General features: G+C 66.2%; 29 protein-coding genes and 1 tRNA gene. 2 read left to right on the forward strand and 28 right to left on the reverse strand.

Annotated features, from left to right (window positions below; all coding sequences use genetic code 11):
* Nucleotides 1-4 precede the first annotated feature (4 nt).
* The 28 genes from rplE to BLTE_RS08930 all read right to left on the reverse strand — a co-directional run bounded on the left by rplE (nucleotide 5) and on the right by BLTE_RS08930 (nucleotide 24620).
* Nucleotides 5-667 (reverse strand): 50S ribosomal protein L5, encoded by a 663-nt coding sequence (rplE, locus tag BLTE_RS08795; protein WP_126399439.1) that lies wholly within the window; start codon nucleotides 665-667, stop codon nucleotides 5-7.
* Nucleotides 660-977, reverse strand: a complete 318-nt coding sequence (rplX, locus tag BLTE_RS08800; RefSeq protein ID WP_126399440.1) for a 50S ribosomal protein L24 — start codon at nucleotides 975-977, stop codon at nucleotides 660-662. Before rplX ends, rplE begins: the two co-directional genes overlap by 8 nt.
* Nucleotides 977-1345: a 50S ribosomal protein L14 gene (rplN, locus tag BLTE_RS08805; protein WP_055037004.1), complete on the reverse strand. Its 369-nt coding sequence runs from the start codon at nucleotides 1343-1345 to the stop codon at nucleotides 977-979. Before rplN ends, rplX begins: the two co-directional genes overlap by 1 nt.
* An 80-nt stretch (nucleotides 1346-1425) precedes the next feature.
* Entirely contained in the window at nucleotides 1426-1665 is a 240-nt protein-coding gene (rpsQ, locus tag BLTE_RS08810) for a 30S ribosomal protein S17 (protein ID WP_126399442.1), read from the reverse strand.
* 10 nt (nucleotides 1666-1675) lie between these two features.
* Complete coding sequence (rpmC, locus tag BLTE_RS08815) at nucleotides 1676-1858, reverse strand: 50S ribosomal protein L29 (protein WP_244600207.1); 183 nt, start codon at nucleotides 1856-1858, stop codon at nucleotides 1676-1678.
* A 34-nt stretch (nucleotides 1859-1892) separates the two neighbouring features.
* Nucleotides 1893-2306: a 50S ribosomal protein L16 gene (rplP, locus tag BLTE_RS08820; protein ID WP_126399446.1), complete on the reverse strand. Its 414-nt coding sequence runs from the start codon at nucleotides 2304-2306 to the stop codon at nucleotides 1893-1895.
* A 25-nt stretch (nucleotides 2307-2331) separates the two neighbouring features.
* Nucleotides 2332-3036 (reverse strand): 30S ribosomal protein S3, encoded by a 705-nt coding sequence (gene rpsC, locus BLTE_RS08825; RefSeq protein ID WP_126399448.1) that lies wholly within the window; start codon nucleotides 3034-3036, stop codon nucleotides 2332-2334.
* A 15-nt stretch (nucleotides 3037-3051) separates the two neighbouring features.
* Complete coding sequence (gene rplV, locus BLTE_RS08830) at nucleotides 3052-3441, reverse strand: 50S ribosomal protein L22 (protein ID WP_126399450.1); 390 nt, start codon at nucleotides 3439-3441, stop codon at nucleotides 3052-3054.
* 12 nt (nucleotides 3442-3453) lie between these two features.
* Complete coding sequence (gene rpsS, locus BLTE_RS08835; protein ID WP_126399452.1) at nucleotides 3454-3732, reverse strand: 30S ribosomal protein S19; 279 nt, start codon at nucleotides 3730-3732, stop codon at nucleotides 3454-3456.
* Between the two features lie 10 nt (nucleotides 3733-3742).
* Nucleotides 3743-4579, reverse strand: coding sequence for a 50S ribosomal protein L2 (gene rplB / locus BLTE_RS08840; RefSeq protein WP_126399454.1), 837 nt, complete (start codon nucleotides 4577-4579; stop codon nucleotides 3743-3745).
* A gap of 19 nt (nucleotides 4580-4598) precedes the next feature.
* Nucleotides 4599-4895: a 50S ribosomal protein L23 gene (locus tag BLTE_RS08845; protein WP_126399456.1), complete on the reverse strand. Its 297-nt coding sequence runs from the start codon at nucleotides 4893-4895 to the stop codon at nucleotides 4599-4601.
* Entirely contained in the window at nucleotides 4892-5512 is a 621-nt protein-coding gene (rplD, locus tag BLTE_RS08850) for a 50S ribosomal protein L4 (RefSeq protein WP_126399457.1), read from the reverse strand. The genes BLTE_RS08845 and rplD overlap by 4 nt, the downstream gene beginning before the upstream one ends.
* Nucleotides 5512-6228: a 50S ribosomal protein L3 gene (gene rplC / locus BLTE_RS08855; RefSeq protein ID WP_126399459.1), complete on the reverse strand. Its 717-nt coding sequence runs from the start codon at nucleotides 6226-6228 to the stop codon at nucleotides 5512-5514. Before rplC ends, rplD begins: the two co-directional genes overlap by 1 nt.
* 22 nt (nucleotides 6229-6250) lie before the next feature.
* The gene (gene rpsJ, locus BLTE_RS08860) at nucleotides 6251-6559 is read right to left on the reverse strand and encodes a 30S ribosomal protein S10 (protein ID WP_055036993.1); all 309 of its coding nucleotides are present in this window, start codon (nucleotides 6557-6559) and stop codon (nucleotides 6251-6253) included.
* Between the two features lie 70 nt (nucleotides 6560-6629).
* Nucleotides 6630-7820: an elongation factor Tu gene (gene tuf, locus BLTE_RS08865; RefSeq protein WP_126399461.1), complete on the reverse strand. Its 1191-nt coding sequence runs from the start codon at nucleotides 7818-7820 to the stop codon at nucleotides 6630-6632.
* A 53-nt stretch (nucleotides 7821-7873) separates the two neighbouring features.
* A complete protein-coding gene (gene fusA, locus BLTE_RS08870; RefSeq protein WP_126399463.1) occupies nucleotides 7874-9949 on the reverse strand; it encodes an elongation factor G in 2076 nt (691 codons plus the stop codon).
* 36 nt (nucleotides 9950-9985) lie between these two features.
* Nucleotides 9986-10456: a 30S ribosomal protein S7 gene (rpsG, locus tag BLTE_RS08875; protein ID WP_126399465.1), complete on the reverse strand. Its 471-nt coding sequence runs from the start codon at nucleotides 10454-10456 to the stop codon at nucleotides 9986-9988.
* A gap of 161 nt (nucleotides 10457-10617) precedes the next feature.
* Nucleotides 10618-10989, reverse strand: a complete 372-nt coding sequence (gene rpsL, locus BLTE_RS08880) for a 30S ribosomal protein S12 (protein WP_126399467.1) — start codon at nucleotides 10987-10989, stop codon at nucleotides 10618-10620.
* Between the two features lie 559 nt (nucleotides 10990-11548).
* The gene (locus BLTE_RS08885) at nucleotides 11549-12013 is read right to left on the reverse strand and encodes a hypothetical protein (RefSeq protein ID WP_126399469.1); all 465 of its coding nucleotides are present in this window, start codon (nucleotides 12011-12013) and stop codon (nucleotides 11549-11551) included.
* A 185-nt stretch (nucleotides 12014-12198) separates the two neighbouring features.
* On the reverse strand, nucleotides 12199-16389 hold the full coding sequence (gene rpoC / locus BLTE_RS08890) for a DNA-directed RNA polymerase subunit beta' (protein WP_126399471.1): 4191 nt from the start codon (nucleotides 16387-16389) through the stop codon (nucleotides 12199-12201).
* A 113-nt stretch (nucleotides 16390-16502) separates the two neighbouring features.
* Nucleotides 16503-20624, reverse strand: a complete 4122-nt coding sequence (gene rpoB, locus BLTE_RS08895) for a DNA-directed RNA polymerase subunit beta (RefSeq protein ID WP_126399473.1) — start codon at nucleotides 20622-20624, stop codon at nucleotides 16503-16505.
* A gap of 371 nt (nucleotides 20625-20995) precedes the next feature.
* On the reverse strand, nucleotides 20996-21373 hold the full coding sequence (gene rplL / locus BLTE_RS08900; RefSeq protein ID WP_126399475.1) for a 50S ribosomal protein L7/L12: 378 nt from the start codon (nucleotides 21371-21373) through the stop codon (nucleotides 20996-20998).
* Between the two features lie 43 nt (nucleotides 21374-21416).
* Complete coding sequence (gene rplJ / locus BLTE_RS08905; protein ID WP_126399477.1) at nucleotides 21417-21935, reverse strand: 50S ribosomal protein L10; 519 nt, start codon at nucleotides 21933-21935, stop codon at nucleotides 21417-21419.
* A gap of 407 nt (nucleotides 21936-22342) precedes the next feature.
* Nucleotides 22343-23053 (reverse strand): 50S ribosomal protein L1, encoded by a 711-nt coding sequence (rplA, locus tag BLTE_RS08910; RefSeq protein WP_126399479.1) that lies wholly within the window; start codon nucleotides 23051-23053, stop codon nucleotides 22343-22345.
* A 4-nt stretch (nucleotides 23054-23057) separates the two neighbouring features.
* Nucleotides 23058-23489 carry a 50S ribosomal protein L11 gene (rplK, locus tag BLTE_RS08915; protein WP_126399481.1) on the reverse strand — a complete coding sequence of 144 codons (432 nt, stop codon included), beginning with the start codon at nucleotides 23487-23489 and terminating at the stop codon, nucleotides 23058-23060.
* A 101-nt stretch (nucleotides 23490-23590) separates the two neighbouring features.
* Nucleotides 23591-24121, reverse strand: coding sequence for a transcription termination/antitermination protein NusG (nusG, locus tag BLTE_RS08920; protein WP_126399483.1), 531 nt, complete (start codon nucleotides 24119-24121; stop codon nucleotides 23591-23593).
* A 13-nt stretch (nucleotides 24122-24134) separates the two neighbouring features.
* Nucleotides 24135-24332, reverse strand: a complete 198-nt coding sequence (gene secE, locus BLTE_RS08925) for a preprotein translocase subunit SecE (RefSeq protein ID WP_126399485.1) — start codon at nucleotides 24330-24332, stop codon at nucleotides 24135-24137.
* Nucleotides 24333-24543: 211 nt separating this feature from the next.
* Nucleotides 24544-24620: transfer RNA gene (locus BLTE_RS08930), tRNA-Trp, on the reverse strand.
* A 297-nt stretch (nucleotides 24621-24917) separates the two neighbouring features.
* Here BLTE_RS08930 and BLTE_RS08935 point away from each other — a divergent pair.
* Both BLTE_RS08935 and BLTE_RS08940 read left to right on the forward strand, forming a co-directional pair.
* On the forward strand, nucleotides 24918-25418 hold the full coding sequence (locus BLTE_RS08935; RefSeq protein ID WP_197723284.1) for a TspO/MBR family protein: 501 nt from the start codon (nucleotides 24918-24920) through the stop codon (nucleotides 25416-25418).
* A 239-nt stretch (nucleotides 25419-25657) separates the two neighbouring features.
* On the forward strand, nucleotides 25658-26512 hold the full coding sequence (locus BLTE_RS08940; RefSeq protein ID WP_126399487.1) for a xanthine dehydrogenase: 855 nt from the start codon (nucleotides 25658-25660) through the stop codon (nucleotides 26510-26512).
* Nucleotides 26513-26613: the final 101 nt, after the last annotated feature.

The following is a 26613-nucleotide window of genomic DNA, read 5'->3' on the forward strand; positions in this document are numbered from 1 at the left end:
TGTCTCACTGCCGGAAGGGGAAATTGAAGTGGCGAAGCAGCGCGCGCGCTTCCTCGTCGGTGCGCGCGGTCGTGCAGACGACAATGTCGAGACCCCAAATCTGCTCGACCTTGTCGTAGTTGATCTCCGGGAACACGATGTGCTCCTTGAGACCGAGCGCGTAGTTGCCGCGCCCGTCGAAGCTCTTCGGCGACAGGCCCCGGAAGTCCCGCACGCGCGGCAGAGCCATGGTCACGAGACGGTCGAGGAACTCGTACATCCGCGTGCTGCGCAGCGTGACCTTGGCGCCGATCGCCTGGCCCTCGCGCAGCTTGAACGTGGCGATCGACTTCCGCGCATTGGTGATCACCGGCTTCTGGCCGGCGATCAGCCCGAGGTCGCTGGCCGCGTTCTCGACCTTCTTGCGGTCGGCCGTGCCTTCGCCCACGCCCATGTTGAGGACGACCTTCTCGATGGCCGGCACCTCGAACTTGTTCTTGTAGCCGAACTCCTCGATCAGCTTCGGCCGAATGACCTCCTCATAGTAGGTCTTCAGCCGCGGCGTCGGGATCACGACCGCCTCGCCGCCCTCGGCGCGCGGCGCCTTGGCGGCCGCCTTCGCGCCCTTCTCGGGAGCCTTGTCCTTCTTCGGCGCCTTGGCGCCGTCCTTCGGATTCTTGTCAGCCATCGATCCGTTCTCCCGACCGCTTGGCAATGCGCACCTTGCGGCCGTCATCAAGCACCTGGAAACCGACGCGGGTCGGCTTGCCGTCCTTGGGGTCGGCGACCGCGAGGTTCGAAAGCTGGATCGGCGCCTCCTTCGAGACGATGCCGCCCTGCTGGGATTGGGTCTGGCGCTGATGGCGCTTCACGACGTTGACGCCACGCACCAGGGCGCGGCCCTCGCTCGGGCGCACCTCGATCACCTCGCCGGACCGGCCCTTGTCGCGCCCGGTCAGCACGACGACCTTGTCCCCTTTGCGGATTTTCGCCGCCATCACAGCACCTCCGGGGCGAGCGAGATGATCTTCATGTGGTTCTTGGCGCGGAGCTCGCGCGGCACCGGTCCGAAGATACGGGTGCCGATCGGCTCCTTCTGATTGTTGATCAGGACCGCGGCGTTGCGGTCGAAGCGGATCACCGATCCGTCGGGGCGGCGGATGTCCTTGGCGGTGCGCACGACGACCGCCTTCATCACGTCGCCCTTCTTGACGCGACCGCGCGGGATCGCCTCCTTGACCGACACCACGATGATGTCGCCGACATGGGCGTACTTGCGCTTCGAGCCGCCCAGCACCTTGATGCACATGACACGGCGCGCGCCGGAATTGTCCGCCACGTCGAGATTGGTCTGCATCTGAATCATGACGCACCGTCCTCTCGCGGTCGCGCGACACTCAAAATGGGTGCCTCGCGGGGATTCTTATTGTTCGACGGAAAATGCCGTCACTTGCTCTCGTCTTCGACCACGATCCAGCGCTTCAGCTTCGAGATCGGGGCGTGCTCCATGATGGCCACGGTGTCGCCGACCTTGAACTTGTTCGCCTCGTCATGGGCGTGGAACTTCTTCGACCGCCGGACGGTCTTCTTCAGCACCGGATGGGTGAAGCGACGTTCGACACGGACCACGATGGTCTTGTCTTCCTTGTCGCTCACCACTGTGCCTTCCAGCACGCGCTTCGGCATGGCCCTCTCCTCAAGCCTTGGCCGACGCGCGGGCGCGCTTCTCGGCGGCAATGGTCTTCAGCCGCGCGATGTCGCGGCGCACCGCGCGCACCCGCGCGGTATTCTCAAGCTGTCCGGTCGCTCGCTGGAAGCGCAGATTGAACTGCTCCTTCTTGAGCTTCAGGACCTCGTCCTCGATCTGGTCGGGCGTCATCGCCCGCACGTCGGTCGCCTTCACGGCAGCCTCCTCATTCGGCGATGCGCGCAACAAAGCGCGTCTTGATCGGCAGCTTGGCGGCGGCCAGCGACAGTGCCTCGCGCGCCAGTTCGGTCGGCACGCCGTCGATCTCGAACAGGATGCGGCCGGGATGCACCCGCACCACCCACAGTTCGGGCGCGCCCTTGCCGGAGCCCATGCGGACCTCGGCCGGCTTCTTCGACACCGGCACGTCCGGGAACACGCGGATCCAGACGCGGCCGGCGCGCTTCATGTGGCGCGTCATCGCCCGGCGGGCGGCCTCGATCTGGCGCGCGGTGACGCGCTCCGGCTCCAGCGCCTTCAGCCCGAACTGGCCGAAATTGAGGGCCGTTCCGGAAGAGGCGACGCCGCGGATGCGGCCCTTGTGGGCCTTGCGGAATTTCGTTCGGTTGGGCTGCAGCATGGCTCGCCGTCCGTTTCTCTTCGCGTTAAGCCGCGTCGCGGCGCGACCGGCCGGAAGACGGCTCGGCCTCGGCCAGACGCTTGTCCTGCGCCATCGGGTCGTGCTCGAGGATCTCGCCCTTGAAGATCCACACCTTCACGCCGCAGGTGCCGTAGGTGGTGAAGGCCGTCGCCTGGCCGTAGTCGATGTCGGCGCGCAGCGTATGCAGCGGCACGCGTCCCTCGCGGTACCACTCCATGCGGGCGATCTCGGCGCCGCCGAGCCGGCCGGAGCAGTTGATGCGGATGCCTTCCGCGCCAAGCCGCATCGCCGACTGAACGGCGCGCTTCATGGCGCGGCGGAAAGCGACGCGGCGCTCAAGCTGCTGGGCGATCGACTCCGCAACCAGCTTGGCGTCGACTTCCGGCTTGCGGTTCTCGACGATGTTGAGCACCACTTCCGACTTCGTGAGCGCACCGATCCGCTTGCGCAGCTTGTCGATGTCGGCGCCCTTCTTGCCGATCACCACGCCCGGACGGGCCGAGTGGATGGTGACGCGGCACTTCTTGTGCGGACGCTCGATGATGATGCGCGACACCGCAGCCTGCTTCAGCTCCTTCTGAAGCTGACGCCGGATTTCCATGTCCTCGTGCAGCAGCTTGCCGTACTCCGCCTTCGGCGCGTACCAGCGGCTGTCCCAGGTCCGGTTGATGCCGAGCCGCAGCCCGATCGGATTGACCTTCTGACCCATGATGTCCTCCGCCTCTCACTCGGAGGCCGGCGCCGCCTCGACCTGGCGGACGACGATGGTGATGTTCGAGAACGCCTTGAAGATGCGGCCCACGCGGCCGCGGCCACGGGGCACGAAGCGCTTGATGACCATAGACTTGCCGACATGCGCGTCGGCAACGACCAGATCATCGACGTCGAGCCCGTGATTGTTCTCGGCGTTGGCGATGGCCGACTCCAGGCACTTGCGGACGTCGCGGGCGATCCGCTTCTTGGAGAATTCGAGATCCGCCAGCGCGCTCGTGACCCGCTTGCCGCGGATCAGGCCCGCCACCAGATTGAGCTTCTGCGGGCTGACGCGCAGATTGCGCGCCGAAGCCATCGCTTCGCTATCATTGAGAGTGCGCTCGCGCGCCGGCTTACCCATGACGCCCTCGCCTCACTTCCGTTTGGCTTTCTTGTCGGCCGCGTGGCCGTGGAAGGTCCGGGTCGGCGAGAACTCGCCGAACTTGTGCCCGACCATGTCCTCGCTCACATACACCGGAACATGCTTGTTGCCGTTGTACACGCCGAAGGTGAGCCCGACGAACTGGGGCAGGATCGTGGAGCGACGGCTCCAGATCTTGATCACCTCGGCACGGCCCGAGCCGCGCGCAGCATCCGCCTTCTTCAGCAGATAGCCGTCGACGAACGGGCCCTTCCAAACCGAACGCGCCATCGCCCTGTCCTCACTTCTTCTTGCGAGCGTGGCGGCTCGACACGATGAACTTGTCGGTCCGCTTGTTGCTGCGCGTCTTCTTGCCCTTGGTCGGGAAGCCCCACGGCGTCACCGGGTGACGGCCGCCGGAGGTGCGGCCTTCGCCGCCGCCGTGCGGATGGTCGATCGGGTTCATCGCCACGCCGCGATTGTGCGGGCGGAAACCGAGCCACCGGGTGCGGCCGGCCTTGCCGCTCGAAACGTTCATGTGATCCGGGTTCGACACCGCGCCGACCGTGGCGTAGCACGCACCCGACACCAGACGCTGCTCGCCCGAGTTCAGGCGGACGATCACATAGCCCTGGTCGCGACCGACGATCTGGGCATAGGTGCCGGCCGAACGCGCGATCTGCCCGCCCTTGCCCGGCTTCAGCTCGATATTGTGGACGATGGTGCCCACCGGCGCCGAGCTGAGCGGCATGGCGTTGCCCGGCTTCACGTCGACATGCGCACCGGCCACCACCGTATCGCCGGCGGACAGCCGCTGCGGCGCCAGGATGTAGGCGAGCTCGCCGTCCTCGTAGCGGATCAGCGCGATGAACGCGGACCGGTTCGGATCGTACTCCAGCCGCTCCACCGTCGCCGGCATGTCGCGCTTGGTGCGCTTGAAGTCGACGAGCCGGTAGGACTGCTTGTGGCCGCCGCCACGGAACCGCACGGTAACGCGGCCCATATTGTTGCGGCCACCCGACGACGGCTTGCCGACCGTCAGCGCCTTTACCGGCTTGCCCTTCCACAGGCCCGAGCGGTCGACCAGCACGAGCTGGCGCTGCGAGGGCGTGACGGGCTTGAATGTTTTAAGAGCCATCTCTAAGCCTCCAGCCGCCTCACAGACCCGTCGTCACGTCGATCTTGTGGCCCTCGGCCAGCGTCACGATCGCCTTCTTGACGTCGGACTGCTCGCCACGGCGGTTGCGGAACCGCTTGACCTTGCCCTTGCGGACCAGCGTGTTGACGGCTTCGACCTTGACCTCGAACAGCTTCTCCACCGCTTCCTTGATCAGCGGCTTCGTCGCGGTCTTGGCGACCTTGAACACAACCTGGTTGTTCTCGGAGGCCATCGTCGCCTTCTCGGTGATCACCGGCGCAACGATGACGTCATAGAGGCGCGGATCGATGCTCATTTGAATCGCGCCTCCAGCGCTTCCACCGCGGCGCGGGTCAGCACCAGCGTCTCACGCCGCAGAATGTCGTACACGTTGATGCCCTGCACCGGCAGAACGTCGAGGTTCGGCAGGTTGCGCGCGGCGAGATCGAAATTGGTGTTGATCTCCGCCCCGTCGACCACCAGCGCGTTGGCAAGCCCGAGCTTGCCCAGCCGCTCCACCAGCCCCTTGGTCTTGGGCTCGGCGAGCGCCGCCGAGTCGAGCACCACGATGGCATCACCGCGAGCCTTCGCCGACAGAGCGTGCTTGAGGCCAAGCGCGCGCACCTTCTTCGGCAGGTCGATGGCGTGCGAACGCACGACCGGACCGAAGGCGCGGCCACCGCCACGGAACTGCGGCACGCGGGCCGAGCCGTGACGGGCACCGCCGGTGCCCTTCTGCTTGTAGATCTTCTTGGTGGTGCGGTTGATCTCCGCGCGGTTCTTCACCTTGTGCGTGCCGGCCTGGCGCTTGGCGAGCTGCCAGGTGACGATGCGGTGCAGAATATCCGCGCGCGGCTCAAGCCCGAAGATGCCATCATCGAGCGTGACGGAGCCGGCCTCGCCGCCGTCGAGCGTCTTGACCTTCAATTCCATCACGCGCCCTCCCCGCTCTCAGCCGCAGCGCCGTTGCCCTCGGGCAGACGGAACTTGCCGGGCTTCGGCGCATCCTGCGGCAGCGCGCGCTTGACCGCGTCGCGTACCATGATCCAGCCGCCGTCCACGCCGGGCACCGCGCCCTGCACCAGGATCAGACCGCGTTCGACGTCGGTCTGCACCACGCGCAGGTTCTGGGTGGTCACCGTGGTGGCGCCCATGTGGCCGGCCATGCGCTTGTTCTTGAACGTCTTGCCGGGATCCTGACGGCCGCCGGTCGAACCGTGCGAACGGTGCGAGATCGACACGCCGTGGGTGGCGCGCAAGCCGCCGAAATTGTGGCGCTTCATGCCGCCGGCAAAGCCCTTGCCGGTCGAGGTGCCGGTGACGTCGACGAACTGGCCGACCACGAAATGATCGACCGTCAGCTCGGCGCCGACCGGGATCAGCTCGTCGGCATTGACCCGGAACTCCGCAAGCTTGCGCTTGGGCTCGACCTTCGCCAGCGCGAAATGACCGCGCTGGGCCCGGCTGACGTTCTTCACTTTGGCTTTGCCCACGCCGAGCTGCAGCGCGACATAGCCGTTCTGCTCGGCGGTGCGGTGCGCGACCACCTGGCAGTTCTCGACTCGCAGCACCGTGACCGGCACGTGCTCCCCGCCGTCGGTGAAGACGCGGGTCATGCCGACCTTCTGGGCGATGACTCCGGAGCGCATAGCTCTCTTCCTTCCTGTCGCCTCAGAGCTTGATCTCGACGTCGACGCCGGCCGCGAGGTCGAGCTTCATCAGCGCATCGACCGTCTGCGGTGTCGGATCGACGATGTCGAGGACACGCTTGTGGGTACGGATCTCGAATTGCTCGCGGCTCTTCTTGTCGATGTGCGGCGAGCGGTTCACGGTGAACTTCTCGATCCGCGTCGGCAGCGGGATCGGACCCCGAACCTGCGCGCCCGTCCGCTTCGCCGTATTGACGATCTCGCGCGTCGAGGCGTCGAGGATTCGGTGATCAAACGCCTTGAGGCGGATCCGAATGTTCTGGCCGTTCATCGTTCTTGCTTTCGTTCGCGAGACCGGTGCAGTCGGCGCGCCGGGACCGGCGCGCCGTCCTGCGTGACACTCACTCGATGATGCTGGCGACGACGCCGGCGCCCACGGTGCGGCCGCCCTCACGGATGGCGAAGCGCAGCTTCTCTTCCATCGCGATCGGAACGATCAGGTGGACTTCCATCGAGACGTTATCGCCCGGCATCACCATTTCCGTGCCTTCCGGCAGATGAACGACGCCGGTCACGTCGGTCGTGCGGAAATAGAACTGCGGGCGGTAGTTGGTGAAGAACGGCGTGTGACGGCCGCCCTCTTCCTTGGTGAGGATGTAAGCCTCAGCCTTGAACTTGGTGTGCGGCTTCACCGAGCCGGGCTTGCACAGCACCTGACCGCGCTCGACTTCCTCGCGCTTGGTGCCACGCAGCAGGCAGCCGACGTTGTCGCCCGCCTCGCCCTGGTCGAGCAGCTTGCGGAACATCTCGACGCCAGTGACGGTGGTCTTGGTGGTCGGACGGATGCCGACGATCTCGACTTCCTCACCCACCTTGATCACGCCGCGCTCGATACGGCCGGTCACCACGGTGCCGCGGCCGGAGATCGAGAACACGTCTTCCACCGGCATCAGGAACGGCTGATCCTTCGGACGCTCCGGCTGCGGAATGTAGGCGTCGACCGCCTCCATCAGCTTCAGGATCGCGTCACGGCCGATCTCGGGGCTCTTGTCCTCGAGAGCGCACAGCGCCGAACCCTTGATGATCGGGATGTCGTCGCCGGGGAAGTCGTACTTCGACAGCAGCTCGCGGACCTCGAGCTCGACGAGGTCGAGCAGCTCGGGGTCGTCAACCATGTCGACCTTGTTCATGAACACCACCAGCGCCGGCACGCCGACCTGACGGGCGAGCAGGATGTGCTCGCGGGTCTGCGGCATCGGGCCGTCGGCGGCGGAGACCACCAGGATGGCGCCGTCCATCTGCGCGGCGCCGGTGATCATGTTCTTCACATAGTCGGCGTGGCCGGGGCAGTCGACGTGCGCGTAGTGGCGCTTGTCGGTCTGATACTCGACGTGAGCGGTCGAAATCGTGATGCCGCGCGCCTTCTCTTCCGGCGCCTTGTCGATCTGGTCATAGGCGGTGAAGCTCGCCCCGCCCGTCTCGGCAAGCACCTTCGTGATCGCAGCGGTCAGAGAGGTCTTGCCATGGTCGACGTGACCGATGGTGCCGATGTTGCAGTGCGGCTTATTCCGCTGAAATTTTTCCTTCGCCATCGCTCGTAATCTCCGTCGATGTCAGCCTGTCGATCCGTCCGGCCGGATGGGTCTCAAGCGAACTTGGCCTGGACTTCCTGGGCCACGTTCGAGGGTACTTGTTCGTAGTGATCGAATTGCATGGTGAACGTCGCACGCCCCTGGCTCATCGAGCGCAGAGTGTTGACGTACCCGAACATGTTGGCGAGCGGCACCATCGCATTGATGACGACCGCGTTGCCGCGCATGTCCTGGCCCTGGATCTGCCCGCGCCGCGAATTCAGGTCGCCGATGACCGAGCCGGTGTAGTCCTCCGGGGTCACGCACTCGACCTTCATGATCGGCTCGAGCAGAACCGAAGCGCCCTTCTGAAGCGCCTCGCGCAACGCTGCGCGCGAAGCAATCTCGAACGCCAACGCCGAGGAGTCGACCTCGTGATAGGCGCCGTCAACGAGCTGAACCTTGAGATCCACCACCGGGAAGCCGGCGACCACGCCGGACCCCAGCACGGACTGCAGGCCCTTTTCGACGCCGGGCAGGTACTCCTTCGGCACCGCGCCGCCGACGATCTTGCTCTCGAACTCGAAGCCCTTGCCGGGCTCGTTCGGCTCGCACACCAGCTTGACGCGGGCGAACTGCCCGGTGCCGCCGGTCTGCTTCTTGTGGGTGTAGTCGACCGTGGTCGCCCGCGTGATCTTCTCGCGGTAGGCGACCTGCGGCGCGCCGACATTGGCGTCGACCTTGTAGGTGCGGCGCAGGATGTCGACCTTGATGTCGAGATGCAGTTCGCCCATCCCCTTGAGGATGGTCTGGCCGCTCTCCTGGTCGGTCGACACGCGGAAGGACGGATCCTCGGCCGCGAGCTTCTGCAGCGCCACGCCAAGCTTTTCCTGGTCGGCCTTCGACTTCGGCTCGATGGCGATCTCGATCACCGGATCGGGGAACTCCATCTTCTCAAGGATCACCGGCTTCAGCGGATCGCACAGCGTGTCGCCGGTGCGCGCTTCCTTGAGGCCGGCCAGCGCGACGATGTCGCCGGCATAGGCTTCCTTGATGTCCTCGCGCGAGTTGGCGTGCATCAGCAGCATGCGGCCGACGCGCTCGCGCTTGTCCTTGGTCGAGTTCATCAGGCCCATGCCGCTTTCGAGCTTGCCCGAATAGATGCGGCAGAAGGTGATGGTGCCGACGAACGGGTCGTCCATGATCTTGAAGGCGAGCACGGAGGTCGGCTCGTCGTCAGACGGGTTGCGGACAATTTCCTCGTCCGTGCGCGGGTCGGTACCGCCGATGCCGCCACGATCGAGCGGCGACGGCAGATAGTCGACCACGGCGTCGAGCAGCGGCTGCACGCCCTTGTTCTTGAAGGCCGAGCCGCAGAACACCGGGTTGAACACGCGACCGACCACCGCCTTGCGGACCAGCCGCTTCAGCGTCGCCTCGTCGGGCTCCTGGCCCTCGAGGTAGGCGTTCATGGCGTCGTCGTCGAGCTCGACCGCCGCCTCGATCAGCTTGGTGCGATACTCGGCCGCCTTGTCGGCGAGATCGGCCGGGATCTCATCGTCGCGGTACTTCGCGCCGAGCGCCTCGTCGTCCCACACGATGGCGCGCATGCGGATGAGGTCGATCACGCCGCGGAAATTGTTTTCCGAGCCGATCGGCAGCTGCAGGCACACCGGCTTTCCGGCGACGCGCGTGACGATGTCGTCGACGCACTTGTAGAAGTCGGCGCCGATCTTATCCATCTTGTTGACGAACACGACGCGCGGCACGTTGTACTTGTCGGCCTGGCGCCACACCGTCTCGGTCTGCGGCTCGACGCCCTGGTTGCCGTCGAGCACGCACACCGCGCCGTCGAGCACGCGCAAGCTGCGCTCGACCTCGATGGTGAAGTCGACGTGCCCTGGCGTGTCGATGATGTTCAGACGCTTGCCGTTCCAGAAGCAGGTCGTCGCGGCCGACGTGATGGTGATGCCGCGCTCCTGCTCCTGTTCCATCCAGTCCATCGTCGCGGCGCCATCGTGCACCTCGCCGATCTTGTGGCTCTTGCCGGAATAATAGAGGATCCGCTCCGTGGTCGTGGTCTTTCCGGCATCAATGTGGGCCATGATGCCGAAATTGCGGTAGTCCTCAATCGGGTGGCTACGGGGCATGGGACAGTCCTCGACGGGCGCGCGCGCTTGACAGCGTCACCAACGGTAGTGGGAGAAGGCGCGGTTCGCTTCCGCCATCTTGTGGGTGTCTTCGCGCTTCTTCACCGCGTTGCCGCGGTTGTTGGAAGCGTCCAGCAGCTCGGCCGAGAGACGCTCGACCATGGTCTTTTCGTTACGGTTACGCGAGGCGCCGATCAGCCAGCGGAACGCCAGCGTCTGGCGGCGCTCCGGCCGCACCTCGACCGGCACCTGATAGGTAGCGCCGCCGACACGCCGCGAGCGCACCTCGATCGAGGGCATGACATTGTCGAGCGCCTGCTGGAACACGCCGAGCGCGTTCGCCTTGGTACGGGCCTCGATCACGTCGAACGCGCCGTAGACGATCTTCTCGGCAACCGACTTCTTGCCCTGCTTCATGACGGAGTTCATGAAACGCGACAGCACGACGTTGCCGAACTTGGGATCGGGCAACACTTCGCGGCGTTCGGCACGATGACGACGGGACATGGGCCTTCTCTCTTCTCGTCATGCCCGGCTCGTCCCGGGCACCCCGATCCTGAACTTTTTCGTCCGGCCTTTCGGGCGGCGCGACGCTCGCCCGAAACGACCTTCGTTACGCTGCAGCCACCCGTCGGCACCCGCTGGGCGCCGACCAGATGACGCGCCGATTACTTCGGCCGCTTCGCGCCATACTTCGAGCGGCGCTGCTTGCGGTTCTTGACGCCCTGCGTATCGAGCACGCCACGCAGGATGTGATAACGCACGCCCGGCAAGTCCTTCACACGACCGCCGCGGATCATCACCACCGAGTGTTCCTGAAGGTTGTGGCCTTCACCCGGGATGTACCCGATCACCTCGAAGTGGTTGGTCAGGCGGACCTTGGCGACCTTACGGAGCGCCGAGTTCGGCTTCTTCGGCGTGGTCGTATAGACACGCGTGCAGACCCCGCGCTTCTGCGGGCTGCCCTCCAGATGGCGGGCCTTTTCGCGATAGACGCTCGCCTCGCGGGGCTTGCGGATCAACTGATTGATCGTCGGCATGGTTCGCCTTCGGACCTTCTTGTTTCGCCTCTCGACCGAACTCGCCCGCCACGAGCGCATGCGCGCACGTCGCGAACCGGCCGTTCGTTGCCGAACGACCAAACGCCGGACCCGCCGCCCGCCTATTGGCGGAGAGCGTTCCGCTGGCAAACAGAGACGCGACGGTTCCCCGTTGCGCCAATGCACCCGAGGCTCACGCCTGGTTTCAGCTTTCGCCGGCTTATGCGGCAGCGTCTCGGTTCCTTGAGTTCACGCTGGGCGCGCGAACATGGCGGAGCCGACCGCCTGCCGAAGTCCGCGGGTTCTAGAAGCTGCAGTGCGGCGCGTCAAGTCTGAAATCGTTGGAACGCCGTCACAACGCCCGTCTCTCCGTGCAATTCCGCTCCAGCTCGGCTGTTCAGCCGGGCAGAAACCAGCTTTGGAGACGCAAATTCCGCCACGTCGGCCCGGTTTCGGAGTCGAATCTCGGTAGAATCAGCAACGCGGGCTGGCGCCAGCCCCTCGGCTCGCGCGATTCCATTCGGATTCGGCGTGCATTTGCGGCAACCGGCCACGCGACTCAGGGCTGACGTTGCTGGCGTGCCACCAACTTCTTGCCGCTGTAGACAGCAGCCCTGGTGTCGGAGATGCGGCGATAATCGAGGCAAGTCTCGGTCTCTTTCGGCCGGGTGAAGCGGCGGCAGAACTGGTTGCCGCGCATCGTCCAGATGCCGTTGATTCGCGTTCGCTTTTCGCCGCGGATCAGCTCGTAGACGGAGGTACCGTCGGCCCGATGCTGGATGATCGCGCGCGAGCCGTCCGGCCCCAGCGATTCCAGCGGCACGCCCACCGCGAACGCCTGGATCTCGGCGCCGGTCATCGGCGTGCCCGGCAGGGACGCCCTCTTGGCCGCCTGGGCGGCGGAGACCTCCGCCGCAGCGAGAACCGACAGCACACACCCGAACGCCAGCCCTGCGACCCGCCGTATCATGTCCCGCCCTCCCCCGGTGTCCACCCTGCGGCGCCGGACGCCCTCGGCGAACACGAGTCCGGCATCCCGAAAGCGCCGCCGGCCGACATCATGAAGCGTAAGCAATCCGGCGCGGGCCGCCAAGCCGGCGGGGCCGCGGGCCACCAATACGCAAACGGCCGCCCGAAGGCGGCCGCTCGCATCTCATATTCTTATATTCCCGCAGCGCCCGACCTGATTCAGTCAGATCGGGTTGCGCTCTATTGCGCGGCCGGCAGGCTCGCCGGCGGCTCGATCTGGGGCGCCGTCTCCTTCTCGCGCTCGGTCTGGATCAGGTCGTCGCGGCGGCGCGCCACCTCGCGCAGGCGGGTCATCACCGCGCCGGTGCCGGCCGGGATCAGCCGGCCGACGATGACGTTCTCCTTGAGGCCGCCGAGATTGTCGACCTTGCCGGCCACCGCCGCCTCGGTCAGCACGCGCGTCGTCTCCTGGAACGAGGCCGCGGAGATGAAGGAGCGGGTCTGCAGCGACGCCTTGGTGATGCCAAGCAGCACCGGGCGCCCGGTCGCCGGCTTCTTGCCGGCCGAGATCGCCTTCTCGTTCTCCTCTTCCAGCTCGAGCAGATCGACCTGCTCGCCCTGGATCAGATCGGTCTCGCCGGCGTCGTCGATCTCGACCTTCTGCAGCATCTGGCGGACGATCACCTCGATGTGCTTGTCGTTGATGTTCACGCCCTGGAGCCGGTAGACCTCCTGGATCTCGTTGACCAGATAGGCGGCGAGTTCCTCGACGCCCTTGATCGCCAGGATGTCGTGCGGCGCCGGGTTGCCGTCGACGATGAAGTCGCCCTGCTCGACGATGTCGCCGTCCTGAAGGTGGATGTGCTTGCCCTTCGGGATCAGATACTCGATCGGCTCCAGCTCGGGATCGTTCGGCTCGATGGTGAGCCGGCGCTTGTTCTTGTAGTCGCGCCCGAAGCGGATGGTGCCGGAGACCTCGGCGATGATCGCCGCATCCTTCGGCCGACGCGCCTCGAACAGTTCCGCGACGCGCGGCAGACCGCCGGTGATGTCGCGGGTCTTGGCGCTTTCCAGCGGCACGCGGGCCAGCACGTCGCCGGCCTGCACCTTGGCGCCCGGATCGACCGCGATGATCGAGTCCGGGATCAGGGTGTAGCGGGCGTCGCCGCCGCGCGGCAGCTTGGCGATCTTGCCGTCCTTGCCCTTGATCACGATGGCCGGGCGCAGGTCCGCGCCGCGATTGGCGCTGCGCCAGTCGGTCACGATGCGCTTGGCGATGCCGGTCGATTCGTCGAGCGTCTCGGCCATCGACTGGCCTTCGACAAGATCCTCGAACGCCACCGTGCCCTCGGCCTCGGTGAGCACCGGGCGGGTGTAGGGATCCCACTCGGCGATGCGGGCGCCGCGCTTGATCTTCTCGTCCTCGTCGACCTTCAGGCGCGAGCCGTACTGGATGCGGTGAATCGCCCGCTCGCTGCCGTCGGTGTCGACGATGATCACCGACATGTTGCGGCCGGTGGCGATCAGCTCGCCATCCGAGTTGCGGGCCACCGCCTTGTTGCGGAACTTCACCGTGCCTTCGAAATTCGACTCGATGAAGGACTGCTCGTTGATCTGCGCCGCGCCGCCGATGTGGAAGGTGCGCATGGTGAGCTGGGTGCCCGGCTCGCCGATCGACTGGGCGGCGATGACGCCCACCGCCTCGCCCATGTTGACGGGCGTGCCGCGGGCGAGATCGCGCCCGTAGCAGGTGCCGCACACGCCGGTCTTGGCCTCGCAGGTCAGAACCGAGCGGATCTTGACCTCCTGGACGTTGGCCGCGACCAGCTTCTCGACCTGCGACTCCTCGATCAGCGTCGAGCGCGGGATCAGCACCTCGCCGGTGGCCGGATCCATCACGTCGTCGGCCGTGGTGCGGCCGAGCACGCGGCTGGCCAGCGACGCCACCACCTGGCCGGCGTCGATGATCGCCCGCACCTTGATGCCGTTCTCGGTGCCGCAGTCCACCTCATTGATGATGCAGTCCTGCGCCACGTCGACCAGACGGCGGGTGAGGTAACCCGAGTTCGCCGTCTTGAGCGCGGTGTCGGCGAGGCCCTTGCGCGCGCCGTGCGTCGAGTTGAAGTACTCGAGCACGGAGAGGCCCTCCTTGAAGTTGGAGATGATCGGGCTCTCGATGATCTCGCCCGACGGCTTGGCCATCAGGCCGCGCATGCCGGCGAGCTGCTTCATCTGCGCCGGCGAGCCGCGGGCGCCCGAGTGGGCCATCATGTAGATCGAGTTGATCTGGGCTTCGCGGCCGGTCAGCTCGTCGCGCTTGGCCGACTGGATCTCGCGCATCATCTCTTCGGCGATGCGGTCGGTGCACTTGGCCCAGGCGTCGACCACCTTGTTGTACTTCTCGCCCTGGGTGATCAGGCCGTCATTGTACTGCTGCTCGTATTCCTTCACGGCAGCGCGCGCTTCCTCGACGATCGGCCACTTCTTGGCCGGCACCACCATGTCGTCCTTGCCGAACGAGATGCCGGCGCGGAAGGCGTGGTAGAAGCCCAGCGCCATGATGCGGTCGCAGAAGATCACCGTCTCCTTCTGGCCGCAGTGGCGGTAGACGGTATCGATGGCGCCCGAGATCTCCTTCTTGGTCATCAGCTTGTTGACGACCTCGAACGGAGTCTTGGGGTGGCGCGGCAGCAGCGCGCCGAGCAGCATGCGGCCCGGCGTGGTGTCGACGATGCGGGTGCCCTCGACGCCGTTCTCGTCGATGTACGGCACGCGGCCCTTGATCTTGGCGTGCAGCGTCACCGCCTTGGCGGCGAGCGCGTGCTCGATCTCGCCGATGGTGGCGAACGCCATGCCCTGGCCGGGCTCGTTCTCGCGCATCAGGCTGAGATAATAGAGGCCGAGCACGATGTCCTGCGAGGGCACGATGATCGGCGAGCCGTTGGCCGGGTGCAGGATGTTGTTGGTCGACATCATCAGCACGCGCGCCTCGAGCTGCGACTCGAGCGACAGCGGCACGTGCACCGCCATCTGGTCGCCGTCGAAGTCGGCGTTGAAGGCCGAGCACACCAGCGGGTGAAGCTGGATGGCCTTGCCCTCGATCAGCGTCGGCTCGAACGCCTGGATGCCCAGGCGGTGCAGCGTCGGCGCGCGGTTGAGCAGCACCGGATGCTCGCGGATCACCTCATCGAGGATGTCCCAAACCTCCGGCCGCTCCTTCTCGACCATCTTCTTGGCCTGCTTGACGGTGGCCGACAGGCCCTTGGCGTCGAGGCGCGAATAGATGAACGGCTTGAACAGCTCCAGCGCCATCTTCTTCGGCAGGCCGCACTGGTGCAGCTTCAGCTCCGGGCCGACCACGATCACCGAACGGCCGGAATAGTCGACGCGCTTGCCGAGCAGGTTCTGCCGGAAGCGGCCCTGCTTGCCCTTGAGCATGTCGGACAGCGACTTCAGCGGCCGCTTGTTGGCGCCGGTGATGACGCGGCCGCGGCGGCCGTTGTCGAACAGCGCGTCGACGGCCTCCTGCAGCATCCGCTTCTCGTTGCGGATGATGATGTCCGGCGCCTTGAGCTCGATCAGCCGCTTCAGGCGGTTGTTGCGGTTGATGACGCGGCGGTAGAGGTCGTTGAGGTCGGAGGTCGCGAAGCGGCCGCCGTCGAGCGGCACCAGCGGCCGCAGATCCGGCGGGATCACCGGCACGGCGGTGAGGATCATCCATTCCGGCTTGTTGCCGGATTCGATGAACGACTCGATCAGCTTGAGACGCTTGGCGAGCTTCTTGGGCTTCAGCTCGGAGGTGGTCTCCTGGATCTCCTGGCGGATCTCGACCGTGAGCTTCTCAAGGTCGAGCGCCTTCAGCATCTCGCGGATGGCTTCGGCGCCGATCATCGCGGTGAAGCTGTCCTCGCCGAACTCCTCCTGGGCGCGCAGATAGTCCTCCTCCGAGAGGAGCTGGCGCTCCTTCAGGGTGGTGATGCCCGGCTCGATGACGACGTAGTACTCGAAGTACAGGATGCGCTCGAGATCCTTGAGCGTCATGTCCATCAGCATGCCGATGCGGCTCGGCAGCGACTTCAGGAACCAGATGTGGGCCACCGGCGCGGCCAGCTCGATATGGCCCATGCGCTCGCGCCGCACCCGCGACAGCGTGACCTCGACGCCGCACTTCTCGCAGATGATGCCCTTGTACTTCATGCGCTTGTACTTGCCGCACAAGCACTCGTAGTCCTTGATCGGCCCGAAGATGCGCGCGCAGAACAGGCCGTCGCGCTCGGGCTTGAAGGTCCGGTAGTTGATGGTCTCGGGCTTCTTGATCTCGCCATACGACCAGGACAGGATCTTTTCAGGACTGGCGATCGAGATCCGAATTTGGTCGAAGGTCGGCGCCGGGGTCTGCGGGCCGAACAGGTTCAAGACCTCTTGGTTCATCACCGTCTCCTTGTGCCGTTCATCCGGGACACCGCCTTGACCCGGACCACCGGCGGACATTCAAAATTACGGTCGGCGCGGGGCGGCCGGGCCGCCCCGCCTCTGCACGCGCCTTATTCAGCCGCCGGCGGCAGCTGCTCCGCCGCCACGGGCTTGCTGGACTGCAGCTCGACGTTCAGGCCGAGCGAACGCATTTCCTTGACCAGCACGTTGAAGCTTTCGGGAATGCCGGCCTCGAACGTGTCGTCGCCGCGGACGATCGCCTCGTAGACCTTGGTGCGGCCGGCCACGTCGTCCGACTTCACCGTCAGCATTTCCTGCAGGGTGTAGGCGGCGCCATAGGCTTCGAGCGCCCACACCTCCATTTCGCCGAAGCGCTGGCCGCCGAACTGCGCCTTGCCGCCCAGCGGCTGCTGGGTGACCAGCGAGTACGGGCCGATCGAACGGGCGTGGATCTTGTCGTCGACCAGATGGTGCAGCTTCAGCATGTAGATGTAGCCGACCGTGACCTTGCGGTCGAACTGCTCGCCGGTGCGGCCGTCGAACAGGTCGCTCTGGCCGGACCGGTCGAGGCCGGCAAGCTCCAGCATGTGCTCGATGTCCGCCTCGTGCGCGCCGTCGAACACCGGGGTGGCGATCGGCACGCCGCGGCGCAGGCCGTGGCCGAGCTCGACGAAGCCCTGATCGTCCAGCGACGCGATCGAGGGATCGTGCGGCGCGTAGACCTCCTTCACCGTCGCCTTCAGCGCCTCGACGTTGTTCTGCGCCATGTAGGCGTCGACCGCCTGGCCGATCTTGCGGCCGAGGCCGGCGCAGGCCCAGCCGAGATGCGTCTCCAGGATCTGGCCGACATTCATGCGGCTCGGCACGCCGAGCGGATTGAGCACCATGTCGACCGGCGTGCCGTCGGCGAGGAACGGCATGTCCTCCGCCGGCACGATGCGCGACACCACGCCCTTGTTGCCGTGGCGGCCGGCCATCTTGTCGCCCGGCTGGATCTTGCGCTTCACGGCGACGAAGACCTTGACCATCTTCATCACGCCGGGCGGCAGCTCGTCGCCGCGCTGCAGCTTCTCGACCTTGTCGAGGAAGCGCTGCTCGAGGCGCTTCTTGGAGTCGTCGTACTGCTTGCGCATCGCCTCCAACTCGCTCATGAGCTGGTCGTCGGCGAAGGCGAACTGCCACCACTGCGCCCGCGGGAACTCGGTGAAGACCTCGCGCGACAGCACGGTGTCCTTCTTGAAGCCCTTGGGGCCGGCCACCGCGGTCTTGCCGTCGAGAATGTCGGCAAGGCGGGTGTAGACGTTGCGGTCGAGAATCGCCAATTCGTCGTCGCGGTCCTTGGCGAGGCGCTCGATCTCCTCGCGCTCGATCGCCAGCGCACGCTCGTCCTTGTCGACGCCGTGGCGGTTGAACACGCGCACCTCGACCACCGTGCCCTGGACGCCCGGCGGCACCCGCAGGCTCGTGTCGCGCACGTCGGCCGCCTTCTCGCCGAAGATGGCGCGCAGCAGCTTCTCTTCCGGCGTCATCGGGCTTTCGCCCTTCGGCGTGATCTTGCCGACCAGGATGTCGCCGGCATGCACGTCGGCGCCGATATAGACGATGCCGGCTTCGTCGAGGTTCTTCAGCGCCTCTTCCGACACGTTCGGAATGTCGCGCGTGATCTCCTCCGGCCCGAGCTTGGTGTCGCGGGCCATCACCTCGAACTCTTCGAGGTGGATCGAGGTGAACACGTCATCCTTCACGATCCGCTCGGAGAGCAGGATCGAGTCCTCGAAGTTGTAGCCGTTCCACGGCATGAAGGCGACGAGGCAGTTGCGGCCGAGCGCCAGCTCGCCGTACTCGGTCGAGGGACCGTCGGCGATGACGTCGCCCTTCTTCACCTGATCGCCCACCCGCACCAGCGGACGCTGGTTGATGCAGGTGTTCTGGTTGGAGCGCTGGAACTTCTGCAGGCGGTAGATGTCGACGCCGGGCTTGGTCGGGTCGGTCTCTTCCGTCGCCCGGATGACGATACGGGTGGCGTCCACCTGATCGACGATGCCGGTGCGGCGCGCCGGAATGGCGGCGCCCGAGTCGCGGGCGACCACCGCCTCCATGCCGGTGCCGACCAGCGGCGCCTCGGCGCGCACCAGCGGCACGGCCTGACGCTGCATGTTCGAGCCCATCAGCGCGCGGTTGGCGTCGTCGTTCTCAAGGAACGGGATGAGCGCGGCGGCGACCGACACCAGCTGCTTCGGCGACACGTCCATGAAGTCGACCTTGTCGGGCGACACCATCAGCACGTCGCCGCCGTGGCGGCAGACCACGAGGTCTTCGAGGAAGCGGCCGTTCGCGTCGAGCGGGATGTTGGCCTGCGCGACGTAATACTTCCCCTCCTCCATGGCGGAGAGGTAGATCACCTCCTCCGTCACGTGGCCGTCCTTCACGCGGCGGTAGGGCGTCTCGATGAAGCCGTACTTGTTGACGCGCGCGAAGGTGGCGAGCGAGTTGATCAGGCCGATGTTCGGGCCTTCCGGCGTCTCGATCGGGCAGATGCGGCCATAGTGCGTGGTGTGGACGTCGCGCACCTCGAAGCCGGCGCGCTCGCGCGTCAGACCGCCCGGACCCAGCGCCGACAGACGGCGCTTGTGGGTGATCTCCGACAGCGGATTGGTCTGGTCCATGAACTGCGACAGCTGCGACGAGCCGAAGAACTCGCGCACCGCCGCCGCCACCGGCTTGGCGTTGATCAGGTCCTGCGGCATCACGGTGTCGATGTCGACGCTCGACATGCGCTCCTTGATGGCGCGCTCCATGCGCAGCAGGCCCAGCCGGTACTGGTTCTCCATCAGCTCGCCGACCGAGCGGACGCGGCGGTTGCCGAGATGGTCGATGTCGTCGATCTCGCCCTTGCCGTCGCGCAGCTCGACCAGCGTCTTGACCACCGCCAGGATGTCCTCGCGGCGCAGCACGCGCATCGAGTCGTCGGCGTCGAGGTCGAGGCGCATGTTCATCTTGACGCGGCCGACCGCGGAGAGGTCGTAGCGCTCGGGATCGAAGAACAGCGAGTGGAACATCGCCTCGGCGGTTTCCAGCGTCGGCGGCTCGCCCGGGCGCATCACCCGGTAGATGTCGAACAGCGCCTCCTCGCGGGCCGAGTTCTTGTCGATCGCCAGCGTGTTGCGGATGTAGGCGCCGGTGTTGACGTGGTCGATGTCGAGCATCGGCAGCTCGTCATAGCCCGCATCGACCAGCGTCTTGAGGGTCTTCTCGGACACCTCCTCGCCGGCCTCGGCGAAGATCTCGCCGGTCTGCGGATTGACCATGTCCTCGGCGAGGTACTGGCCGATCAGGTCGGCGTCGGTGGCGCGCAGCGCCTTCAGGCCCTTCTCGACCAGCAGGCGGGCCTGCCGGGCGTTGAGCTTCTTGCCGGCCTCGACCACCACCTCGCCGGTGTCGGCGTCGATGAGATCGGCCGTCGCCTTGAAGCCCTTGAAGCGGGCCGGATCGAACGGCATGCGCCAGCCGTCCCGGTCCTTCTTGTAATGGACCTGGCGGTAGAAGGTGTTGAGGATGGTCTCCGGATCGAGGCCGAGCGCGAACAGCAGGCTCGTCACCGGAATCTTGCGGCGCCGGTCGATGCGCGCATAGACGATGTCCTTGGCGTCGAACTCGATGTCGAGCCAGGAGCCGCGATAGGGAATGATGCGGGCGGCAAACAGCAGCTTGCCCGAGGAGTGGCTCTTGCCCTTGTCGTGGTCGAAGAACACGCCCGGCGAGCGGTGCATCTGCGAGACGATGACGCGCTCGGTGCCGTTGACGATGAAGGTGCCGTTCGACGTCATCAGCGGAATGTCGCCGGTGTAGACGTCCTGCTCCTTGATGTCCTTGACCGACTTGGCGCCGGTTTCGGCGTCCACATCGAACACGATCAGGCGCAGCGTCACCTTGAGGGGTGCGGCGAACGTCATGCCGCGCTGGCGGCACTCGTCGACGTCGTACTTCGGCGGCTCGAAATCGTAGCGCACGAACTCCAGCATCGCGGTCTGCGAGAAGTCGGAGATCGGGAACACCGACTTGAAGACCGCCTGAAGCCCCTCGTTGGGTCGGCCGCCCTTCGGTTCCTCAACCAGCAGGAACTGGTCGTACGAGGCCTTCTGCACCTCGATGAGGTTGGGCATCTCCGCGACTTCACGGATACCGCCGAAGAACCTGCGAATACGCTTGCGACCGCTGAACGTCTGAGCCATCGTGTCCTCGTTGCTCGCCGGCAGAGCCGGCCGGAGGGTCGACGTCCCCCTTGCGGGGAACTCCGTCGGCGGCGACCCTCGGTCCGCCGTCCCCGGTTGGCCGGGGTGCCTTATGCACGCATCCCGCCGAAGCGCTCCGGCGGGAGACCGGCTCGAAGCCGGCAAAATCCATCACTCAAAATTCATCACTCAAGAGCAGGATCCGACACTCACGCGGATCCGACACTCAAGAGACTGCATCACCTGCACCGCATCGTCCGAAACGCCGGGATGCGACGGAACCGGTGACGCGACGCCACACCGCCCGGCCGCCGGGCGGAATGCGTGCAGCGGCCCCGGAACGATGTCCCGAAGCCGCCGCACGCGACGTCTCACTTGAGTTCGACCTTGGCGCCGACCTTCTCGAGCTGCGCCTTGATCTTGTCGGCCTCTTCCTTGCCGACGCCTTCCTTGATCGGCTTGGGCGCGCCCTCGACCAGATCCTTGGCCTCCTTCAGGCCGAGACCGGTGATGGCGCGGACTTCCTTGATGACCTCGATCTTCTTGTCGCCGGCCGAGGCCAGGATCACGTTGAACTCGGTCTTCTCCTCGACCGGAGCCGCAGCGGCGGCAGCGCCCGGCGCCGCGGCAACCGCGACGGCGGCAGCGGCGGACACGCCCCAGCCCTCTTCGAGCAGCTTGGTCAGCTCGGCCATTTCGAGCACGGTCAGAGCGGACAGCTCGTCGTAAATCTTCTTCAGGTCAGCCATTGATAATGGTCCTTATCGGTTCGAACCGGAGTTTCGAGAAGCCTCACGCGGCTTCGCGCTTTTCGGCATAGGCCTTGAGCAGGCGGGCCATCTTGGCCGACGGCTCCTTCGACAGCTGGGCGAACTTGGTGGCGGGCGCCTGGAGGACGCCGACCAGCTTCGCACGCAGTTCGTCGAGCGACGGCAGCGAGGCGAGCGCCTTCACACCGTCGGCATTGAGAGCCGTCTTGCCCATCGCGCCGCCCAGGATCACGAACTTGTCGTGAGCCTTGGCGAAATCGAGGGCGGCCTTGGGAGCGGCCACCGGATCGTCCGAATAGGCGATCAGCGTCGGCCCCTTGAGCAGGGGCGCGATGGTGGCGACATCCGTGCCTTCGAGCGCGATCTTCGCGAGGCGGTTCTTCGCGACCTTCACGCTGGCGCCGGCCTTCTTCATCTGCTTGCGCAGGTTCTGAAGCTGGGCGACCGTGAGGCCGGAATAATGGGCGACGACGACGACGCCCGAGGCCTTGAACACCTCGTTGAGCGACTCGACGACGACCTTCTTTTCCGCGCGATCCACGCTTCGTCTCCGTTGGCGGCGCGATCAGGGATCGGCCGCCGGTTGCACCTGCCGGCCTGTGCGGCGGAACGCTGTCCGCCTCGCAGGTCGGCGCTCGGGTTGCCCTGTCCCCCCGGGCGCCGCGAGCGGGCCGAGGTGCTGGTTCGAACCGATCGCCGGGAAAAGCCAGATGCTGGCCACGCCCGGGCTCGGCTGATCCCCCGTCTGTGCAGGCCCAGAAGGAACTTTTCGTCCCTCAAGGATTAGGCCGTTGCCGGCACCTGCAGTCTCGGACAGGACGAGGCCGGACGGGCAAGCCCGCCGGCCCCACCGTGCCGGGGATCACCCGGCGACGGATCTCTTGGCGCATCCGGCCGAAGCCGGAGCCAAACTCTCAAATAAGCGTTCTTGGTGCAGTTTGTCAGCCCCTAAACTGCCTTTTCGCCGCCAATCACTGTGGACGGCTCGACCTTGACCCCCGGCCCCATGGTCGAGGAGATCGCCACACGCTGCAGATATGTGCCCTTGGCGCCCGGCGGCTTGGCCTTGACCACCGCGTCGGTGAAGGCGCGGATGTTCTCGACCAGCTTGTCGGTCGTGAACGACACCTTGCCGATGCCGCCATGGATGATGCCGGCCTTCTCGACGCGGAACTCGACCGCGCCGCCCTTGGCCGCCTTCACCGCGCCGGCCACGTCCATGGTCACGGTGCCGACCTTCGGGTTCGGCATCAGGCCGCGCGGGCCCAACACCTTGCCGAGGCGGCCGACCAGCGGCATCAGGTCCGGCGTGGCGATGCAGCGGTCGAACTCGATGGTGCCGCCCTGCACGATCTCCAGCAGATCCTCGGCGCCGACGATGTCGGCTCCGGCCGCCTTGGCCTCGTCGGCCTTGCCGCCGCGCGCGAACACCGCGACGCGCACCGTACGGCCCGAGCCGTTCGGCAGGTTGCAGACGCCGCGCACCATCTGGTCGGCGTGGCGCGGGTCGACGCCGAGATTGAGCGCCACCTCGACAGTCTCGTCGAACTTGGCCTTGGACCGCGACTTGATCAGCTCCACCGCCTCCGGGAGGGTGTAGAGCTTGGCGCGATCGATGCCCTCGCGGGCGGCGCGGATACGCTTTCCGGCTTTGCTCATGACCTTACCCCACCACCTCAAGGCCCATCGAGCGGGCGGAACCTTCGATCATGCGCGCGGCCGACTCGATCGAGTCGCAATTGAGGTCGGCCATCTTCTTCTCGGCGATCTCACGGATCTGCGCGGCGGTGACGCGCCCCGCCTTGGGGCCGCGACCGGGCGTCTTGGAGCCCGACTGAAGACCGGCGGCCTGCTTGAGGAAGTAGGACACCGGCGGCTGCTTCATCTCGAAGGTGAAGGAGCGGTCCTGATAGGCGGTGATGATGACCGGGATGGGCGTGCCCTTGGTCATCTGCGCCGTCTTGGCGTTGAACGCCTTGCAGAACTCCATGATGTTCAGGCCGCGCTGGCCGAGCGCGGGGCCGATCGGCGGCTGCGGCGTCGCGGCGCCCGCCGCCACCTGCAGCTTGATGTAGCCGGTGATTTTCTTTGCCATCTCTCACTCCCGTGGCCGGATGCCCGGCCGATTCAGGGTTTCGTGGTGCGGGTCGGACGCTTGGCCGGCGCCCTCGCCTTCCACATCGAGCCGGTCGAAGCTCAGAGCTTCTCGACCTGCCCGAACTCAAGCTCGACCGGGGTGGGCCGTCCGAAGATCGACACCGCCACCTTCAGCCGAGACCTCGCCTCGTCGACTTCCTCGACGAAGCCGCTGAACGAGGCGAACGGGCCGTCCGCCACGCGGACCTGCTCGCCAACCTCGAAACTGATCGTCGCCTTGGGCCGTTCCACGCCCTCCTGCATCTGGTGCAGGATGCGGTTGGCCTCGGCCTCGGAAATCGGGATCGGCTTCTTGTCCGCTCCCAGGAAGCCGGTCACCTTCGGCGTGTTCTTGATGAGGTGATAGGCCTCGTCGGTGAGGCTGCACTTCACCAGCACGTAGCCCGGGAAGAACTTCCGCTCCGAATCGACCTTCCGGCCGCGCCTGATCTCGACCACCTTTTCGGTGGGAACCAGGATCTGCTCGAACAGATCGTTCAGCCCGCGGCTCGCCGCCTGCTCGCGAATCGATTCGGCGACCTTCTTCTCGAAATTCGAATAAGCGTGGACGATGTACCAATGAGCCGCCATTGCTGCGTGACCTTCAGCCGCCGATCGACAGCAGCGCCGACAGGCCGATCCGAATCATCCAGTCGACGAGCATGAAAAAGACGGCGGAGGCGACGGCCATGATCAGCACCATCACCGTAGTGATGGCGGTCTCCCGGCGCGTCGGCCAAGTGACCTTCTCGGTCTCCGAGCGGACCTGCTGCAAGAATTCGAGGGGATTGGTCTTCGCCATGATGTCCGCTTGAACGATTCCGCTTGAACGAGTCTGCGTGAACAATTCCGTCTGATCGACACGTCCGCCGCGCCCGCTCCGCCGGGCTCTGGCTGCCTCGTATCGGCCCCGAGGCCGGGTCGAAGCCGGAAGCCGGCAATTCGGATGCCGGAAACCGACCGTGGGTCCGCCGCCTTGGCTGCTGCGGGCCGGAGCCGGCAGAAGCCGAGGCTGGCAGGAGTGGAGGGACTCGAACCCCCAACCCCCGGTTTTGGAGACCGGTGCTCTAGCCAGTTGAGCTACACTCCTCCGGGCGACAGGACGCGCGGCTGTACGTGAGCCATGGCGCATCCTCCGTCATTCCTCGGAATGGTGAACACGTATACGACGCCTTCGCCCTTGTCCAGCCCCTCTCCCCATTCGGAACCGGCGGATTTTCGAGCCGTTTTCATCGTGCGTGCGGCATTTTACCCGGATCGGCCGATCCGGACCCGGACATTGCCCGTAACTCCGCGTATAAGGTTGAACACGCTGGGACGCGCCGGACGTCGATCATACGCTGGGGCTTCGCCGGACAACCCGAAAAAGAAGCGGATTAAGAAGACCATGACCGACATGACCTCGCTGCTCGCCCTCGTCGGCTTCTTCGCGCTGTGTTTCGCGGCCGCCTCCACCGGCGCCAAATACGGCCCGGACGAATGGTACCGCACCATCGCCAAGCCGGCCTGGATCCCGCCCAACTGGGCGTTCGCGCCGGCCTGGATGGTGTTCTATTCGCTGCTCGCCGTCGCCGGCTGGCTGGTGTGGCGCGAGGCGGGCTTCGCCGGCGCCGCGGTGCCGCTGGCGCTCTATGTGCTGCATATCTTCTTCAACGGCATCTGGTCGCCGCTGTTCTTCGGCTGGCACCGAGTCGACCTGGCGCTGATCGATGCCGGCGCGATGTGGCTGTCGCTGGTGGCCACCATCATCGCCTTCGCCCAGGTCAGCGCCACCGCGGCGTGGCTGCTGGTGATCTATCTCGGCTGGGTGACCTTCGCCTTCGCGCTCAATCTGGCGGTGCTGCGGCTCAACCGCGACCGGCTCGACCCGCTCGCCTCGAAGGGCTGACATACGACACGAGACCGCGGCCGGGCCAACGCGCCGGCCGCGTGTCGGAATTGGCGGCGGGGCTTTGTCGGATATGCGACAGGTTCGTTATGTAATCCGACAATATAACGGTGTCGGGTCGACAAGGCTGGGGAGGCGACTCACCTCCCTTTCCCAAGCAATTGATATTGTTGGTATTTATATCGCGCCGGCTTTGGCGCGCGGCTTGCATTTGCTGTTGCGACAGACGGGAGTCCGCCATGCCGCAACGCCATCGCCGCCCGCTTGCCGTCGTGCTCGGCACCAACGAAATCGCCTCCGCGGTCGCCGTGCTGCTGCGCCGCCAGGGCTATTCTGTGGTGCTGTCGCACGATCCGGACCCGCCGGTGATGCGGCGGGCCATGGCTTTCCACGACGCGCTCCATGACGACCGCTGCGTGCTGGAGGCCGTCATCGGGCGGAGGGCGGAGACGTGGCCGGAGCTGGTGCAGGTGCTGGCGGCGCCCAACACCGTGGCGGTGACCCGCCTCACCCTGACCGACCTCATCGTGCAGGGGCCGATCGACGTGCTGGTCGACGGCCGCATGCAGAAATACGCCGTCACCCCCGATCTGCGCCACCTCGCCGGCATCACCGTCGGGCTCGGGCCGGGCTTCCGGATCGGCTTCAACTGCGACATCGCGGTGGAGACCCGACCGGCCTGCACCGGCGTCCTGGTCACAAGCGGCAAGACGCTGGACGCCGACGGCATCCCGGCCCGGCTGGGCCATGCCGGCCGCGAGCGCTTCGCCTATGCGCCGGCGGCGGGGCGCTGGCGCACCGCCATCGAGATCGGCACCCGTGTGTTCAAGGGGGTCCCGGTCGGCCACCTCGACGGCGCGCCGGTGGCGGCGCCGTTCGACGGCGTGCTGCGCGGCGTGGTGCGGGACGGCCTCCACGTGCCGGCGCGCACCAAGCTGCTGGAGATCGACCCGCGCGGCCGGCAGGCGCGCTGGAGCGGCATAGACGAGCGGCCGCGCGCCATCGCGCTCGCAACGCTCAAGGCGGTGATGAGTCACGCCGCCCAGCGCGCGCCCTGGCCGGCGTTCGCGGCACCCACGGCGATGGCGTCGTGATACGGATTCCGGTTGATCCCTTCGGGATACCGGAAACGGTCTCGCCGAAAATCCCCTGTCCCGTGACGGGATTTTCGGCGATCGGAATACGGTTCTCCGGC

The organism is Blastochloris tepida (genome assembly GCF_003966715.1).
Classification (GTDB): Bacteria; Pseudomonadota; Alphaproteobacteria; order Rhizobiales; family Xanthobacteraceae; genus Blastochloris; species Blastochloris tepida.

Bases quoted from the DNA above. Each gene is read 5' to 3' on its own strand.
- rplA (WP_126399479.1), bottom strand. From the start codon at position 23,053: ATGAGCAAAGCCGGAAAGCGTATCCGCGCCGCCCGCGAGGGCATCGAT.
- rplL (WP_126399475.1), bottom strand. From the start codon at position 21,373: ATGGCTGACCTGAAGAAGATTTACGACGAGCTGTCCGCTCTGACCGTG.
- rplK (WP_126399481.1), bottom strand. From the start codon at position 23,489: ATGGCAAAGAAAATCACCGGCTACATCAAGCTGCAGGTGGCGGCGGGC.
- secE (WP_126399485.1), bottom strand. From the start codon at position 24,332: ATGGCGAAGACCAATCCCCTCGAATTCTTGCAGCAGGTCCGCTCGGAG.
- rpsG (WP_126399465.1), bottom strand. From the start codon at position 10,456: ATGTCCCGTCGTCATCGTGCCGAACGCCGCGAAGTGTTGCCCGATCCC.
- tuf (WP_126399461.1), bottom strand. From the start codon at position 7,820: ATGGCGAAGGAAAAATTTCAGCGGAATAAGCCGCACTGCAACATCGGC.
- rpsS (WP_126399452.1), bottom strand. From the start codon at position 3,732: ATGGCGCGTTCGGTTTGGAAGGGCCCGTTCGTCGACGGCTATCTGCTG.
- BLTE_RS08845 (WP_126399456.1), bottom strand. From the start codon at position 4,895: ATGAGCATCGATCCGCGCCTCTATGACGTCATCGTTGCGCCGGTGATC.
- rpsJ (WP_055036993.1), bottom strand. From the start codon at position 6,559: ATGAACGGCCAGAACATTCGGATCCGCCTCAAGGCGTTTGATCACCGA.
- rplX (WP_126399440.1), bottom strand. From the start codon at position 977: ATGGCGGCGAAAATCCGCAAAGGGGACAAGGTCGTCGTGCTGACCGGG.
- rplB (WP_126399454.1), bottom strand. From the start codon at position 4,579: ATGGCTCTTAAAACATTCAAGCCCGTCACGCCCTCGCAGCGCCAGCTC.
- nusG (WP_126399483.1), bottom strand. From the start codon at position 24,121: ATGGCGGCTCATTGGTACATCGTCCACGCTTATTCGAATTTCGAGAAG.
- BLTE_RS08935 (WP_197723284.1), top strand. From the start codon at position 24,918: ATGACCGACATGACCTCGCTGCTCGCCCTCGTCGGCTTCTTCGCGCTG.
- rpsQ (WP_126399442.1), bottom strand. From the start codon at position 1,665: ATGCCGAAGCGCGTGCTGGAAGGCACAGTGGTGAGCGACAAGGAAGAC.
- rplV (WP_126399450.1), bottom strand. From the start codon at position 3,441: ATGGGTAAGCCGGCGCGCGAGCGCACTCTCAATGATAGCGAAGCGATG.
- rpmC (WP_244600207.1), bottom strand. From the start codon at position 1,858: ATGACGCCCGACCAGATCGAGGACGAGGTCCTGAAGCTCAAGAAGGAG.
- rplC (WP_126399459.1), bottom strand. From the start codon at position 6,228: ATGCGCTCCGGAGTCATCGCCCAGAAGGTCGGCATGACCCGCGTCTTC.
- BLTE_RS08940 (WP_126399487.1), top strand. From the start codon at position 25,658: ATGCCGCAACGCCATCGCCGCCCGCTTGCCGTCGTGCTCGGCACCAAC.
- rpsL (WP_126399467.1), bottom strand. From the start codon at position 10,989: ATGCCGACGATCAATCAGTTGATCCGCAAGCCCCGCGAGGCGAGCGTC.
- rpsC (WP_126399448.1), bottom strand. From the start codon at position 3,036: ATGGGTCAGAAGGTCAATCCGATCGGGCTGCGGCTCGGCATCAACCGG.
- rplP (WP_126399446.1), bottom strand. From the start codon at position 2,306: ATGCTGCAGCCCAACCGAACGAAATTCCGCAAGGCCCACAAGGGCCGC.
- rplN (WP_055037004.1), bottom strand. From the start codon at position 1,345: ATGATTCAGATGCAGACCAATCTCGACGTGGCGGACAATTCCGGCGCG.
- rpoB (WP_126399473.1), bottom strand. From the start codon at position 20,624: ATGGCTCAGACGTTCAGCGGTCGCAAGCGTATTCGCAGGTTCTTCGGC.
- rplE (WP_126399439.1), bottom strand. From the start codon at position 667: ATGGCTGACAAGAATCCGAAGGACGGCGCCAAGGCGCCGAAGAAGGAC.
- fusA (WP_126399463.1), bottom strand. From the start codon at position 9,949: ATGCCCCGTAGCCACCCGATTGAGGACTACCGCAATTTCGGCATCATG.
- rplD (WP_126399457.1), bottom strand. From the start codon at position 5,512: ATGGAATTGAAGGTCAAGACGCTCGACGGCGGCGAGGCCGGCTCCGTC.
- rpoC (WP_126399471.1), bottom strand. From the start codon at position 16,389: ATGAACCAAGAGGTCTTGAACCTGTTCGGCCCGCAGACCCCGGCGCCG.